Source organism: Actinomadura sp. NEAU-AAG7, from assembly GCF_018603865.1.
GTDB lineage: Bacteria > Actinomycetota > Actinomycetes > Streptosporangiales > Streptosporangiaceae > Spirillospora > Spirillospora litoris.
This window is the reverse complement of the sequence record NZ_JAHFZY010000003.1, coordinates 389147-403262: the sequence shown is the minus strand read 5'-3', so window position 1 is coordinate 403262 and position 14116 is coordinate 389147. Positions and strand designations below refer to the sequence as shown.

Sequence of the window (14116 nt, the reverse complement as noted above, 5' to 3'; positions counted from 1 at the left end):
CGCGGCACCGCGCGTGACCCCGCAATCGTGTCACGTGTGTTCGCCGGGCCCTCGGTCCGGCCCGTCCGCCCGCCCCGCCCTAGAAGGCGAGGGCCTGGGCGCGGCGGCGCACCTCGGTGCCCCGGTTCTCGCTCAGCGCCTCGACGGGCGTGCCCGGCAGCGTGTCGTCGGCGGTGAACAGCCAGCGGACCGTCTCCACCTCGTCGAAGCCCGCGTCCGACAGGAGCGTCAGCGTCCCGGCCAGGCCCTTGATGACCTGGCCGTCCTTGAGGAACGCGGCGGGCACCATCGGCTCGCCGGCGCGCCGGATCGCCAGGAGCCGGCGCTCGCTGATGAGCTGCTTGATCCGGTTGGTCTTGATGCCGAGGCGGTCGGCGGTCTCCCTGAGGGAGAGCCACTCCCCGGCCAGGGCGTCGGTGCGGGGGTCGAGTGCGCTGTCAACGGTCGCGTGCATCTGCGTCACGCCCCCTGCCTACCACGCCTTCGGAAGACTCAAACCCGTTCGGCGCCCGTTCGCGCAGGTCAGTGTCCGCTACGCGCGAACAGCCTGCCGGACGGGCACGCCCGGATCGGCCAGCGCGGCGGGGTCGACGGGGGTCCCGGCGGCGATCACCCGCCTGGCCTGCACGAGGTCGCGGGGGCGGCCGACGGCGAGGATCGCGTCGAGCCGGTCGCCGGTGAGCCAGGCGACCGCCCACGCCGCCTCCGCCGGGTCGCCCCGGCGGACGAGCCGCTCGGACGCCCCGTGCACCCCCGCGTACTGGACCATCCGGCCGAACTGCTCCGACCAGAAGTAGGGGACGGCGTCGTACGCCGCGTCCCGGCCGAGGAGCGCGGCGGCGGCCACGGCGGGCGCGTTCAGGGCGGTGTCCCAGTGCTCGACGAGCAGCCGCCGCCCGTACCGGGCGGACCACCAGGCGGCGCAGTCCCCCACCGCCACCACGTCGGGACGCGGCGCCCCGTCCGCCCCGGTGGCGCGGAACGAGGCGTCGGTGACGACCCCGCGCTCCAGCAGCAGCCCGGATCCCTCAAGCCAGCCCAGGACGGGCCGGACGCCGACGCCGACGACCACCTCGTCGGCGTCGATCCGCTCGCCGCCCGCCAGGGCGAGGCCGCCGTCCTCGACCGCCGCGACCTTGACGCCGGTGCGCAGCCCGACGCCCGCCTCGGCGTACCAGCGCGCGGTCAGCGCGCCGACCTCGGGCCCGAGCGCGGACACGAGCGGGGCCTCCGCAGCCTCGACCACGGTGACCGCGCAGCCCTTGGCGGCGGCGGCCGTCGCGACCTCCGCGCCGATCCAGCCCGCGCCGACGATCGCGAGCCGGGTGCCGGGGACGAGGGCGGCGCGCAGGTCCAGGGCGTCCTCGACGGTGCGCAGCACGCGCTGGCGCCCGCCACCCGGCAGCGTCACCGGCGCGGCGCCGGTGGCGATCACGAGCCCGTCGAAGCGCAGCTCGCCCGCTGTGGAGGCGAGCGCGCCGCCCGCGCCCGGCGCGTCCAGCCGCAGGCCGGTGGCGCGCTCGCCGAGCAGGACCTCGCAGCGCAGCGCGTCCCAGTCGGCCTCCAGCGTGGTGTCGTCGGCGGCGCCCGCGAGGACGTCCTTCGACAGCGGCGGGCGGTCGTAGGGCAGGTGCCGCTCGGCGGATACGAGGGTGATCGCGCCCGTGTGGCCGCCCTCGCGCAGCCCCTGTACCGCCCGCAGTCCCGCCAGCCCGCCGCCGACGACGATCACGCTGTCCATGGCCGTCCACCCTAGCCGGGGGCCCTCCGGACACAGTGATCGGTATCCGGACATCGGCGCATATCGCCAGGGGTCGTATGGTGGAGGGCGAGAGCGCGGGAGTCCGGTGCGACCGGGCTGAGAGGGCGGCTGAACGGGCCGCCGACCGCTACGACCTGATCCGGATCATGCCGGCGAAGGGAGCGCGCATGGAGATCGTCATCCTCGGCGCCGGAATCATCGGCCTCGCCACCGCCTGGCGGGCCGCCGCGGGCGGCGCCGCCGTCACGCTCGTCGACCCGGCGCCCATGAGCGGGGCGACCTCGGTCGCGGCGGGCATGCTGACCCCGGTCAGCGAGCTGACCTACGGCGAGGAGCCGCTGCTGCGGCTCGGCCTGGCCTCCCGCGACCGCTACGGCGCGTTCGTCGCCGAGCTGGAGGAGCGGACCGGGCTCGACGTCGCCCACCGCACCGACGGGATCCTGGAGGTCGCGTTCGACTCCGGCGACCTGAACCACCTGGACGACCTCCGCCGCTTCCAGGGGAGCCTCGGCATCCCGACCGAGGCGCTGACCGGCCGCGAGTGCCGCCGGCACGAGCCGATGCTGGCACCCGGCGTGCGCGGCGGCCTGCTCGCCCCCGAGGACGGCTCGATCGACCCGCGCCGCCTCGCCCCCGCCCTGCTGGCGGCGGCCGAGGGCCTGGGCGCGCGGCTCGTCCGGCGGCGGGCGGCGGGAGTCCTGGTCGAGCGCGACCGGGCCGCCGGCGTCCGCCTCGACGACGGGACGGAGATCCGCGCCGACCGCGTGCTGCTCGCCGCCGGCTCCTGGTCCGGCGACCTGGAGGGGCTGCCGGCGGGGGTGGTCCCGCCCGTCCGCCCGGTGAAGGGCCAGGTCATCCGGCTGCGGACGGCGGTGCCGTTCCTGCGCCGCTCCACCCGCGCGCTGGTGCGCGGCTCGTCGGTCTACCTCGTGCCGCGCGCGGACGGCGAGATCGTCGTCGGCGCGACCCAGGAGGAGCTGGGCTTCGACACGCGGGTCACCGCGGGCGGCGTGTGGGAGCTGCTGCGCGACGCCCACGAGCTGCTCCCGGGCATCACCGAGCTGGAGTTCGCCGAGGTCTCGGCGGGGCTGCGGCCCGGCTCGCCCGACAACGCGCCGGTGATGGGCCCGTCGGCGCTGCCCGGCCTGTTCCTCGGCACCGGCCACTTCCGCAACGGCATCCTGCTCGCCCCGGTCAGCGCCGACATCCTGGCCGCGATGCTGCTGGACGGGCCCGTCCCCGCCGAGGCCGCCCCCTTCACCCCCGACCGCTTCTCCCCCGAGGTGCACCGATGAAGGTCATCGTCAACGGCGAGCCGCGCGAGGTGCCGGAGGGCACCAGCGTCGCGCAGGCCGTCGCCACCGTCTCCGCTGCCGGGTCCGGCGTCGCCGCCGCGCTCAACGACGAGGTCGTCCGCCGGTCGGCGTGGGACGACACGCCGCTGCGCGAGGCCGACCGCCTCGAAGTGCTCACCGCCGTCCAGGGAGGCTGACATGACCGTCCAGAACGAGACCGACCCGCTGGAGATCGCGGGCGAGAGGCTCGACTCCCGGCTCATCATGGGCACCGGCGGCGCGCCCAGCATGGCGGTGCTGCGCGAGGCGCTCGTCGCGTCCGGGACGGAGCTGACCACGGTCGCGATGCGGCGGGTCGACCCGTCCGCGCGGGGCTCGGTGCTGGACGTGCTGCGCGAGTGCGGCGTCCGGGTGCTGCCGAACACGGCGGGCTGCTTCACGGCGGGCGAGGCCGTGCTGACCGCCAAGCTCGCGCGCGAGGCGCTCGGCACCGACTGGGTCAAGCTGGAGGTGATCGCCGACGAGCGGACGCTGCTGCCCGACCCGATCGAGCTGGTCGAGGCCGCCGAGCAGCTCGTCGACGACGGCTTCACCGTGCTGCCCTACACCAGCGACGACCCCGTCCTCGCGCGGCGGCTGGAGCGGATCGGATGCGCGGCGGTGATGCCGCTCGGCTCCCCGATCGGCTCGGGGCTCGGCATCCGCAACCCGCACAACATCGCGCTGATCGTCGAGCAGGCCGGGGTCCCGGTGATCCTGGACGCGGGGATCGGCACCGCCAGCGACGCCGCCCTCGCCATGGAGCTGGGCTGCGACGCCGTCCTCCTCGCCACCGCCGTGACCCGCGCCCAGTCCCCCGCGCGGATGGCCGCCGCGATGCGGCACGCCGTCGAGGCCGGACGCCTCGCCCGGCAGGCGGGACGCATCCCGAGGCGCCACCACGCCCAGGCGTCCTCCCCCTTCGAGGGCCTCGCCACCTGATGTAGAGATCCTTAAAGATCGCCTGTAGCAGGATTCGCTGGACCCGCACGTCAACCGCACCGAGACTGGATCTATCCCCCCGAACCCCCCTGTCCCGCAACCATGCGCGACTTTTCGGTGTTGATGGAAGCATTCCAGACCTAAGGTGCGTGACATGGAAGAAGGGAACGTTCCCGCCCCGGCGCGCGTCGACCGGCTCGCGGTGGCCGCCGCGACCGTGACCGTCGTCCTGTGGGCGTCGGCCTTCGTCGCGATCCGCAGCGCCGGGGAGGACTACAGCCCCGGCGCCCTCGCGCTCGGCCGCATGCTCTCCGGGGCGCTCGTCCTCGGCGCGATCTGCCTCGTCCGCCGGGAGGGCCTGCCCTCCCGGGCCGCCTGGCCCGGCATCGCCACCGCCGGGGTGCTGTGGTTCGGCGCCTACATGATCGCGCTGAACTGGGGTGAGCGGCTCGTGGACGCGGGCACCGCCGCGCTCGTCGTCAACATCGGGCCGATCCTCATCGCGCTCCTCGGCGGCTGGCTGCTGAAGGAGGGCTTCGCGCCCCGGCTCCTGGCGGGCATGGCGGTCTCGTTCGCGGGCGCCGCCGTCGTCGGGCTGTCGATGTCGGACGAGGGCGGATCCTCGGTCGGCGGCGTCCTGCTGTGCCTGGCCGCCGCCGTCACCTACGCCGCGGGGGTCGTCACCCAGAAGCCCACGCTCAGGCACGCCACGCCGTTGCAGTTCACCACGTTCTCCTGCGCGATCGGCGCCCTCGCCTGCCTGCCGTTCGCCGGGCAGCTCGCCGGAGAGGCCGCCGACGCCTCCACCGGCGCGACGCTCAACGTGCTCTACCTGGGCGTCTTCCCGACCGCGCTGGCGTTCACGACCTGGGGGTACGCGCTGGCCCGCACGTCCGCGGGGAAGATGGGCGCCACCACCTACGCCGCGCCCGCGCTGGTCGTCCTGATGTCGTGGCTGTTCCTGGGCGAGGTCCCCGGGCTGCTCACGCTCGCGGGCGGCGTGCTGTGCCTGGCCGGTGTCGGCGTGTCCCGCAGCACCCGGTCGCCGCGCCGCGGCACCCCCGTCCTGCCGGCCGAACCCGAGCCGGACCCGACCGGCGCCGGCGCCCGGTGAGGCTCCGACCCGCGGCGCAGGGGCGCTCATACTCGGGACTGATGAGATCCGCCCGTACGTCGCCGTAAACTCGCAGCGATGGACGCGACGGCTACCGATCCCCTCGTCGGGCGGGTACTCGACGGGCGATACCGCATTGAGTCACGGGTCGCCCGCGGTGGCATGGCCACCGTGTACGTCGCGCGCGACATCCGCCTCGACCGCGTCATCGCGATCAAGGTGATGCACGCCGCGCTCGCCGCCGACGAGGACTTCGTCGCCCGCTTCATCGGCGAGGCCAAGTCCGCCGCCGCGCTCTCGCACCCGAACGTCGTCGCCGTCTACGACCAGGTCACCGACGGCGAGCACGTGTTCCTCGTGATGGAGTACGTGGAGGGCCACACGCTCCGCGACGCGCTCACCGCCGCCGGCCGGTTCGGCCCCCGCGCCGCGCTGGAGATCATGCAGCCGGTGCTCGCCGCGCTCGGCGCCGCGCACCGGGCCGGGCTCGTGCACCGCGACGTCAAGCCGGAGAACGTGCTGATCACCGAGGACGGCCGGGTCAAGGTCGCCGACTTCGGCCTCGCCCGCGCCGAGTCCGCGAGCAAGATGACCCGCACCGGCGTGATCATCGGAACCGTCGGCTACCTGGCGCCCGAGCAGGTGGTGGCGGGGCACGTCGACGTCCGCACCGACGTCTACGCCGCCGGGATCATGCTCTACGAGCTGGTCACCGGGCGGCTGCCCCATCAGGCCGACACCGCGTTCGCCGTCGCCTACAAGCACGTCAACGAGACCGTCCCGCCGCCCTCGGAGGCCGTCCCCGGCATCCCCCGGCAGGTCGACGACCTGGTCACCGACGCCACCAGCCACGAGCCCGACCGCCGCCCCCGGGACGCGAACCAGTTCCTCGCCGAGGTCGCCGAGGCCTACAACGGCCTCCCCCGCGACTTCGACCAGCGCATGGAGCAGCCGACCACCACCGTCGAGATGCACGCCCCGGCGCCGCACACGGCCGTCATGGACCGGCGGGAGCTGCCCCGCGAGCGCGGCCGCGCCGACCGCGCGATCGGCGTGATCACCGGCCGCTACGTCCTGATCGCGGTCGGCGCGGTCGTCGCGATGGTCCTCGGCTGGGCCGTCTGGTACGAGACGTCCGGCCAGTACGACCACGTCCCCGAGAAGATCGTCGGGATGAAGGTCGCGGACGCCCGCGCCAAGCTGGAGGGCGGCGGCCTCGACGTCCGCGTCGCGAAGGCCGTCTACGACGACCGCGTCCGCAAGGGCGAGGTCGCCAGGTCCGACCCGCCCGCGGGCGCCCGCGTCGCCAAGGGCGAGACCGTCACGCTCACCCCGTCCCGGGGCCGCTCCCCGCGCGAGGTCCCGGACGTCGAGGGCAAGTCCCTGGCCGACGCCCGGAGAATACTCGGCGACAAGGGCTTCACCGTCGGGCAGACCAGCACCAACGGCTCGCAGACCGTCTCCAGGGACCGGGTCATCAGCAGCGACCCGCCCGCGGGCGAGCGGCGCTCCCCCGACGAGCCGGTCGACCTCGTCATCAGCAGCGGCATGTCGATGCCGAACCTGGTCGGCATCGGCGGCGAGAACGCCGCCAACCAGCTCCGCTCGATGGGCCTGGACGTCAAGATCGACAAGCGGAAGGTGGACGGCAAGCCGGCGGCCACGGTGGTCAGCCAGGACCCGCCCATGGGCACCGGGGTGTCCCGGGGCGACCACGTCACGCTCGTCGTCAACGAGGACGACTGCAAGATCGACATCGGCCCGGTCAAGTGGGGCTGCAAGCAGGGCGGCGAGGAGGACATCCCCGTCCCCAACCTGATGGGCCGCAACGTCGACGAGGCCAAGGCGGCCCTGGAGGACTCGGGTTTCAAGGTCACCGTGACCGGGATCGGCGGCGACACCGTCCGCTTCCAGAACCCGAGCTCCGGCGAGGCCCCCCGCGGCTCCACCATCACCCTCCTCCGCGGCCCCTGAGCCGTCCCGGCCCAACGCGCCCGTTGAGGCCACTTCGCAACACGCCATAGGCTGGACGACCTATGACCTCACCGAAGAGCCTGATCGGCGCGCACGTCCCGGTCGCCGGCGGTCTCGCCACCGGCGGCCTGAAGTACGCCGCCGAGATCGGCGCCGAGACCATCCAGGTGTTCGTGGCGAACCCGCGCGGCTGGGCGATGCCCGAGGGCAAGCCCGCCGAGGACGCGAAGCTGCTGGAGCGCGCCGACGTCCCCGTCTACGTCCACGCCCCCTACCTGGTCAACATCGGCTCCCCGAACCCCGAGACCCTGACCAAGTCGCTGGCGAGCATCCGGCACTCCCTCGCCCGGGGCCGCGCGATCGGCGCCCGCGGCGTCGTCGTCCACACCGGCTCCTCCGTGAGCCAGACCTACGACGAGGCGATGGCGCAGGTCCACGAGCACGTCCTCCCCCTCCTCGAAGAGATCCCCGAGGACGGCCCCGACCTGCTGCTGGAGCCGATGGCGGGCCAGAACAACATGCTCTGCGCCAAGGTCCAGGAACTCGGCCCCTTCTTCGACAGGCTCGAACACCACCCGAAGCTCGGCGTCTGCTTCGACACCTGCCACGCCTACGCGGCGGGCCACGACCTGGCGGCCCCCGGCGGCGCCAAGGCCGCCATCGACGCCCTGGTCGCCACCGTGGGCGAGGGCCGCCTCAAACTCGTGCACGCCAACGACTCCAAGGACCCCTGCGCCTCGGGCCGCGACCGCCACGAGAACATCGGCGCGGGCCACATAGGCGAGTCCCCCTTCGCCGACCTCTTCCACCACCCCGCCGTGGCCGGCATCCCCTTCATCATCGAAACCCCGGGCCGAGCCCCGGAACCCCACGCCAAAGACATAACCACCCTGAAAAACCTGCGCCCGTAGGCCCATCTCCACAAGCCAAGCGAGCAAGGGCGAAGGAAGCCCGAGCGAGCCGCCAGGCGAGCAAAGGGCCAAGAGAGGCACCAAGAGCACCACGCGCAACGCAGTAAGCCCAGCCCCGCGGCGACCGAAACGTTGCGATCGCGTCCGAAGGCAGATGCGAGCGAAGCGAGAATCTGATCGCGAAGCGAGCCGCCAGGCGAGTTCGGAGCGATGCCAGCGATCGCCGTGTTGCCCGTTGAAGGGAGGCGCGCCAGCGCCGACCGCCAAGGGCAATACCAAAAGGAAAGAGCTCGGACGCCGCGGAACAACCCCCCGACTGTTCCGCGACGCCCGAGCCACAGGTCGCCGGATCCCACCCCCCCGGTACGGGATCCAGCGACTCACGACCCGGCGCTCGACTGGCGTGCGCCGGATCTCCGGATTTGCTGTTGTGGGAGGTTCCGGCGGTGGGGTGGTGCTGGATCGCCGTCCGCCCTCCGTGGCGGGTGTGGTTGTAGTGCCACTGAGAACACTAGGGGTCTGGTGCCACCGATCGGGAGGCGGAAAACGCGGGGCTCGATGAGCGGTATGTAGTCGGAGATGTGCGTAGAGTAGCTGTGCGACGAGCGGGCGGTCCGGCGGGACGAGCGGGCCGGGCGCGGTCGCGGGAACGGTCCACGCAGGTCGGGCGACTGCCGCCCGGCCCGATGGGCGGCGGATCAGCGGGCGGTGATGTCCTCGGGCAGGTGCAGCCGGGCGAGCGCGCGTTCGGCGCGGCGCGGGACGCGGCGCCGGGTCAGCAGGGAGACGGCGACCATCGCGGCGAACGACAGCGGGGCGAGGAGCATGGCCGGGTGGGTGAGCAGGACGGCGGGCCAGCCCGTGAACGGGCCCGCGACGAGGCGGGCGACGCCGGCGGCGACCGACAGGCCGCCGCCGAGCAGGAGCCCGGCGCCGGCGCCGGGCGCGGTGAGGCCGCGCCACCAGATGCCGAGGACGAGCAGCGGGCACAGCGAGCACGCCGACACGCACAGCGCCATCGTCACGACGTTCGCGGCGCCCTGGGGGCCGATGCCGGGGAGCAGCGCGAGCGGCGCCGCGAGCGCGAGGACGACGCCGGCGCGGAACGCGGTGACGCCCCGGCGGCGGACGCACTGGGAGAGGGTCCCGGCGATGGCGACGACGATGCCGCACGAGGTGGAGATGAACGCGGCGAACGCGCCGGCGGCGACGAGGCCGGTGAGCAGCGCGCCGGCGGGTCCGGGCAGCATCCGCTGCGGGAGGAGCAGGACGGTCGCGTCGAGGTCGCCGGTGAGCAGCAGGTCGGGGGTGTAGAGGCGGCCGAGCGCGCCGTACAGGACGGGGAACACCGAGAACAGGGCGAGCAGGGCGGGCACGGCGGCGGCGGTGCGGCGGGCGGTGGTGCCGGAGGCGTTGGTGTAGAAGCGCATGAGGATGTGCGGGAGGCCCATGGTGCCGAGGAGGACGCCGAGCATCGCCGAGTACCCGGCGTAGAGCCCGAGGCCCTCGCCGTGCCCGAACGGCATGGCCCAGGTGTCGCCGTCCTGGACGGTGAGGCGCCCGGCGTGCGGGACGGGCGCGCCGGGCGGGAAGTCCACGTCGGCGCCGGGGCCGATCGTGTGGGTGCCGGCGGGCAGCCGCAGCCGTTCCCCGGCGCGCGGGACGCCGTCGACGGGCCCGCGGACGGTCACGACGGTGTCGGCGGGGACGGTGACGGTCAGGCCGTGGCCGACGTGGACCCGGGTGTCGCGGGCGAACGTGGGGGCGCCGGCGCTCGCGGGGTCGGCGCCGCCGTCCAGGTGCCACAGGGCCAGCAGCGCCACGGCGGGGACGGCGACCGCGACGAGCTTCACCCAGAACTGGACGGCCTGGACGGCGGTGATGCTGCGCATGCCGCCGGAGGCCACGACGAGCAGCGCCACCGCGATCACCAGGGCCCAGCCCGCCCACACGGGCGCGCCGGTGAGCACGCGGAGGGTGACGCCGGCGCCCTGGAACTGCGGCAGGAGGTAGAACCAGCCGACGAAGCAGACGCAGCCGGTGACGATCCGCCGGACGGCGCGGGAGCCGAGCCGCCACTCGGCGAAGTCGGAGATCGTGTAGGCGCCCGACCTGCGCAGCGGCGCGGTGACGAACGCCTGGAGCAGGACGTATCCGGCGGTCGCGCCCATGGGCAGCCACACCATGTCGGCGCCGTAGGCGAGCACCAGCCCGGCGGTGCCGAGGTAGGCGGCGGCGGAGATGTACTCGCCGCCGATGGCGGAGGCGTTCCACCAGGGGGTGACGCCGCGCGAGGCGATGAGGAGGTCGGAGGTCGTCCGGACGGCGCGGCGGCCGTACAGGCCGAGGGCGGCGGTCATGCCGACCAGCGCGGCCAGGGCGCTGAGGGAGGCCGCCGTGGCCGTCACGGTCACCGGCGCCCCGCCGGCCCCGCGCGCCCGACCGGCCCCCGGCGCCCGGCCGGCGCCGTGCCGCCGGTCGGCGCCGTGTGCTCGGGCGGTGCGGCGCGGGAGGTCTGGCGGGTCAGGGCCCGTTCGGCGCCCTCGGCGCGGCGGAGGTGCAGGAGGGACGCGGCGACCCAGACCGGCTGGATGCCGAGGGCGAGGACGGCCCAGGCGAGCGGCACGCCGTCGGCGCGCAGCCGTCCGAGGGCGGGGGCGAGGGCGAGCAGCAGCGGGAGGCCCGTCACCACGATCATGACGGTCGCGCCGGTGGTGAGGGCCGCCCGGAGCTGGACGCGGATCAGGGCCCGCGCCTGCGCGAGCCCCGCCCCGTCGCCGCCGCGTCCCGCCGGCTCACCGGCGCAGGCCGCGAGGGGGAACGAAACAGAACACGAAGGACATGGCGGATCGGGCGGGTCGGTGTCGGCGGTCTCCCGCCCGGCCGGGTCGTGACCGGCGCCGGAGGGCTCGGCGCCCGGCGGCCCGCCGCCGGGGTCCGGCGCCGCCTGCGGCAGGGCACGGGCGCGGGCGGCGGTCGCGCCGGAGACCACGACGCGGCGTCGGTCAGCCAAGGCGGCCACCTCCGGGGGCTTCGGGCTGCTGTCGGGCGGGCTGGTGGAAGCGGCGGATCAGCAGGTCGCGGACCTCGCGGGTGTGCCGGCGGCTCACCGGCAGCAGCTCGTCGCCGATCTGGACGGCCGCCCGCCCGCCGTCGAAGTGCAGCTCGGTGATGTGCTCGGACGCGACGAGCGTGCTGCGGTGGATGCGGATGAACCCGGCCGCCTCCCACCGCTTGGTCAGCGCCGCCAGCGGCATCCGGACGAGGAAGCCGCCGTCGGCGGTGTGCAGCCGGACGTAGTCGCCCTGCGCCTCGACGTGGGTGACCGCGCGGCGCGAGACCAGCCGGGTGCGCCCGCCCAGCTCGACGGGGATCATCTCGTCGTCGGCGCGGCCGCCCTCACCCGGCGGCGCGGCGCGCCCGGCGGCCTCGGCGACCCGGCGGACGGCCTCGGCGAGCCGCTCGGGCCGGACGGGCTTGAGCAGGTAGTCGAGCGCGCCGAGCTCGTAGGCGGTGACGGCGCAGTCGTCGTGCGCGGTGACGAACACGACGCGCGGCGGCGCGGCGAAGCCGGTGAGCAGCCGGGTGAAGTCGAGGCCGTCCAGCCCCGGCATCCGAATGTCGAGGAAGACCGCGTCGAGCCGCTCGCCCGCCACCAGCATGCGGCTGAGGTCGCGCAGCGCGGACGCGGCCTCGCCCGCCCCGGTGACCTGCCCGATCCGCGGGTCCTTGCGGAGCAGGTAGGTGAGCTCCTCCAAGGCGGGGCGTTCATCGTCGACGGCCAGGACGCGCAGCATAGGGGCGACTTTGCCGCGATTACCGTCTGTCCGCAATCGGTTTCGAAATGTGAGTGGCGTGTCGTGGACCGCCGCTCACTCTGGAAATACTCCTGGCCGGTACTTCGGGACACGCAAATTCACCTTCGTTCCGGCGCCCGGCGCGGTCTCGACGGTCAGCCCGTACTCCTCGCCGTAGACCTGCCGCATCCGCTCGTCCACGTTGGCGAGGCCGATGCCCGCTCCGTCCGCGTTCGGCCTTTCCTGGGGGTCGCCCCCGGATCGTCCGCGGGACGCGGCGCCCCCCGGCCCGTGCGTCCGGGACCGGCCAACGGGGGCGGAGAGGATCTCCTGGAGGCGCTCGGGGTCCATGCCCGCGCCGTCGTCCTCGACGCTGATCGCGGCGTCGGCGCCGGAGTCGCGCGCGACGATCGAGATGTGGAACTCGCCGTCCGCGCCCTGCATGCCGTGCCGGATGGCGTTCTCGACCAGGGGCTGGAGGGCCAGGAACGGCACCGCGACGGGCAGCACCTCGGGCGCCACCTCCACGCTGAACCGCAGCCGCTCGCCGAACCTGGCGCGCTCCAGAAGCAGGTAGCGGTCGATGGAGCGCAGCTCGTCGGCGAGCGTGGTGAAGTCGCGGGGGTTGCGGAAGGAGTAGCGGGCGAAGTCGGCGAAGTCCAGCAGGAGCGAGCGGGCGCGGGCGGGGTCGGTGCGGACGAACGAGGCGATCGTGGTCAGCGAGTTGTAGACGAAGTGGGGGGAGATCTGGGCCCGCAGCGCCCGGGTCTCGGCCTCGGCGAGCCGGACCCGGGAGGCGTCCAGTTCGGCGAGTTCGAGCTGGCCGGTGACCCAGCGGGCCGCCTCGCCCACCGCCTTGACCCGGGCGGCGGACGGGCCGGGCCAGTACGCGGCGAGCGCGCCCTCCACCCGTCCCTCGACGGTGAGCGGGGCGATCGCGGCGACGCGCAGCGCGCAGCGGGGGTCGGCGCAGGCCGGGGGGCCGGGGGTGACCACGCGGGGGCGCCCGGAGGCCAGCACCGGCAGGGCGTGCCGGACGGCCTCGGCCGCGTGCCACCCGCCGCCCGCGCCGTCCCAGGCGAGCAGCCGCCCGTCCGCGCCGCCGGGGTCGGCCCCCTCCTCGCATTCGGGGGGGTGGGCGGAGATCAGCGCGACCGCCTCGGCCCCGAGCAGCGAGCGCAGGTGCCCGGCCGACCGGCGGGCAGCCTCCCTGCTCAGCCCGCCGCGCAGCGGCGGCGAGGCCCGCGCGATCGTGTGCAGCGCGGCGAACCTCGCCGCCTCGGCGGCGAGCCCGGGGCCGCGGCGCCGCCGGGCCGCGGGCCAGCGGTGCAGCGCGCAGGCGCCGGTGACCGCCGCGGCGGCCGACGCGCATGCCATGACACCCACAACGGACGGTAGGTCCATGACGACCCACGGTAATGGCTGTCTCGCCGCCCGGTCTGTCTGTTGCCCATTTACGAAGAACTCGATTGGACCGAAATCCCGGACAACGCACCGATCCGCGCATGGTCCACAAAGGCGGATGGCCAGGGAGTCGTCCCCGTAGGAGCGCCATGGGCCGCGATTCGCCGCGTCAGCCGGGCGGCGACTCGCCCTCGTCCTCCTGGTAGGAGTAGCGCTGCTCGCGCCACGGGTCGGCGACGTTGTGGTAGCCGCGCTCCTCCCAGAAGCCGCGGCGGTCCCTCACCAGGTACTCCACGCCCCGGACCCACTTCACGCTCTTCCACGCGTACAGGTGCGGCACGACGATGCGGATCGGGAACCCGTGGTCGGGGCTGAGCCGCTCCCCGTCGCGGTGCGTGGCGAACATCGTCCCGTCGGCGAGGAAGTCGGTCATCCGGATGTTGGCGCTGTAGCCGTACTCGGCCCAGACCATGACGTGGGTGACGTCCGGCGCGGGTGGCGCGAGGTCCACGATCAGCGCGCAGGGCACGCCCCGCCACTCGTTGTCGGGGATCGTGAACTTGGTGACGCAGTGGAAGTCGCCGACGGCCTCGGACTTCGGGAGCGCGTCGAACTCGTCCCAGCTCCAGCGGTACTGCCCGCCCGACTCGGTGGCGCCGAAGACCCGGAAGTCCCAGCCCTCCGGGCGGAACCTGGGCACCGGCCCGTAGTGGAGGACCGGCCAGCCCCGGGGGACGTACTGGCCGGGCGGAAGGTCCCGCGGATCCGGCGCGGGCTCATCGGGTGGGGACGACATGACGCGGCCATCCTGCCATCCGGCGTGAGCTGAGCCATATTCGCCCCCCGTACGGAGCGGGGGCCCGGGAATCGGCTACGCT

The 14116-nt window shown here is 74.6% G+C and carries 13 protein-coding genes and 1 riboswitch; of the genes, 6 read left to right on the top strand and 7 right to left on the bottom strand.

Annotated features, from left to right (window positions below):
* Positions 1 to 79: 79 nt before the first annotated feature.
* A complete protein-coding gene (locus tag KLI87_RS16450; RefSeq protein ID WP_156221099.1) occupies positions 80 to 454 on the bottom strand; it encodes an Rv2175c family DNA-binding protein in 375 nt (124 codons plus the stop codon).
* A gap of 78 nt (positions 455 to 532) precedes the next feature.
* The gene (locus KLI87_RS16445) at positions 533 to 1741 is read right to left on the bottom strand and encodes an NAD(P)/FAD-dependent oxidoreductase (RefSeq protein WP_214617756.1); all 1209 of its coding nucleotides are present in this window, start codon (positions 1739 to 1741) and stop codon (positions 533 to 535) included.
* 85 nt (positions 1742 to 1826) lie between these two features.
* Positions 1827 to 1940: riboswitch (TPP riboswitch) on the top strand.
* On the opposite strand from KLI87_RS16445, the gene thiO reads away from it, so the two are divergent.
* The 6 genes from thiO (at position 1930) to KLI87_RS16415 (ending at position 8037) form a co-directional block, all read left to right on the top strand.
* Complete coding sequence (thiO, locus tag KLI87_RS16440) at positions 1930 to 3057, top strand: glycine oxidase ThiO (protein WP_214617755.1); 1128 nt, start codon at positions 1930 to 1932, stop codon at positions 3055 to 3057. (Overlaps the previous riboswitch by 11 nt.)
* Entirely contained in the window at positions 3054 to 3254 is a 201-nt protein-coding gene (gene thiS / locus KLI87_RS16435) for a sulfur carrier protein ThiS (RefSeq protein ID WP_156221010.1), read from the top strand. Before thiO ends, thiS begins: the two co-directional genes overlap by 4 nt.
* 1 nt (position 3255) lies before the next feature.
* Positions 3256 to 4038 carry a thiazole synthase gene (locus KLI87_RS16430; RefSeq protein ID WP_156221011.1) on the top strand — a complete coding sequence of 261 codons (783 nt, stop codon included), beginning with the start codon at positions 3256 to 3258 and terminating at the stop codon, positions 4036 to 4038.
* Positions 4039 to 4192: 154 nt separating this feature from the next.
* On the top strand, positions 4193 to 5152 hold the full coding sequence (locus KLI87_RS16425) for a DMT family transporter (protein ID WP_214617754.1): 960 nt from the start codon (positions 4193 to 4195) through the stop codon (positions 5150 to 5152).
* Positions 5153 to 5230: 78 nt separating this feature from the next.
* Complete coding sequence (gene pknB, locus KLI87_RS16420) at positions 5231 to 7126, top strand: Stk1 family PASTA domain-containing Ser/Thr kinase (protein WP_173390991.1); 1896 nt, start codon at positions 5231 to 5233, stop codon at positions 7124 to 7126.
* A gap of 62 nt (positions 7127 to 7188) precedes the next feature.
* Entirely contained in the window at positions 7189 to 8037 is an 849-nt protein-coding gene (locus KLI87_RS16415) for a deoxyribonuclease IV (RefSeq protein WP_156221013.1), read from the top strand.
* A 698-nt stretch (positions 8038 to 8735) separates the two neighbouring features.
* Here KLI87_RS16415 and KLI87_RS16410 read toward each other — a convergent pair.
* From KLI87_RS16410 to KLI87_RS16390, 5 genes are all read right to left on the bottom strand, one after another.
* Positions 8736 to 10451 carry a cation acetate symporter gene (locus KLI87_RS16410; RefSeq protein ID WP_308166039.1) on the bottom strand — a complete coding sequence of 572 codons (1716 nt, stop codon included), beginning with the start codon at positions 10449 to 10451 and terminating at the stop codon, positions 8736 to 8738.
* Positions 10448 to 11050, bottom strand: coding sequence for a hypothetical protein (locus KLI87_RS16405; RefSeq protein WP_156221014.1), 603 nt, complete (start codon positions 11048 to 11050; stop codon positions 10448 to 10450). The genes KLI87_RS16410 and KLI87_RS16405 overlap by 4 nt, the downstream gene beginning before the upstream one ends.
* Entirely contained in the window at positions 11043 to 11834 is a 792-nt protein-coding gene (locus tag KLI87_RS16400; RefSeq protein WP_156221015.1) for a LytTR family DNA-binding domain-containing protein, read from the bottom strand. The genes KLI87_RS16405 and KLI87_RS16400 overlap by 8 nt, the downstream gene beginning before the upstream one ends.
* 75 nt (positions 11835 to 11909) lie before the next feature.
* Positions 11910 to 13211, bottom strand: a complete 1302-nt coding sequence (locus KLI87_RS16395) for a sensor histidine kinase (RefSeq protein ID WP_250903914.1) — start codon at positions 13209 to 13211, stop codon at positions 11910 to 11912.
* A gap of 196 nt (positions 13212 to 13407) precedes the next feature.
* Positions 13408 to 14034: a sulfite oxidase-like oxidoreductase gene (locus KLI87_RS16390; RefSeq protein ID WP_214617752.1), complete on the bottom strand. Its 627-nt coding sequence runs from the start codon at positions 14032 to 14034 to the stop codon at positions 13408 to 13410.
* Positions 14035 to 14116: the final 82 nt, after the last annotated feature.

Coding starts and splice junctions, on each gene's coding strand:
- KLI87_RS16415 (WP_156221013.1), top strand. CDS start 7,189: ATGACCTCACCGAAGAGCCTGATCGGCGCGCACGTCCCGGTCGCCGGC.
- KLI87_RS16445 (WP_214617756.1), bottom strand. CDS start 1,741: ATGGACAGCGTGATCGTCGTCGGCGGCGGGCTGGCGGGACTGCGGGCG.
- thiO (WP_214617755.1), top strand. CDS start 1,930: ATGGAGATCGTCATCCTCGGCGCCGGAATCATCGGCCTCGCCACCGCC.
- KLI87_RS16395 (WP_250903914.1), bottom strand. CDS start 13,211: ATGGCATGCGCGTCGGCCGCCGCGGCGGTCACCGGCGCCTGCGCGCTG.
- KLI87_RS16430 (WP_156221011.1), top strand. CDS start 3,256: ATGACCGTCCAGAACGAGACCGACCCGCTGGAGATCGCGGGCGAGAGG.
- pknB (WP_173390991.1), top strand. CDS start 5,231: ATGGACGCGACGGCTACCGATCCCCTCGTCGGGCGGGTACTCGACGGG.
- KLI87_RS16390 (WP_214617752.1), bottom strand. CDS start 14,034: ATGTCGTCCCCACCCGATGAGCCCGCGCCGGATCCGCGGGACCTTCCG.
- thiS (WP_156221010.1), top strand. CDS start 3,054: ATGAAGGTCATCGTCAACGGCGAGCCGCGCGAGGTGCCGGAGGGCACC.
- KLI87_RS16425 (WP_214617754.1), top strand. CDS start 4,193: ATGGAAGAAGGGAACGTTCCCGCCCCGGCGCGCGTCGACCGGCTCGCG.
- KLI87_RS16450 (WP_156221099.1), bottom strand. CDS start 454: ATGCACGCGACCGTTGACAGCGCACTCGACCCCCGCACCGACGCCCTG.
- KLI87_RS16400 (WP_156221015.1), bottom strand. CDS start 11,834: ATGCTGCGCGTCCTGGCCGTCGACGATGAACGCCCCGCCTTGGAGGAG.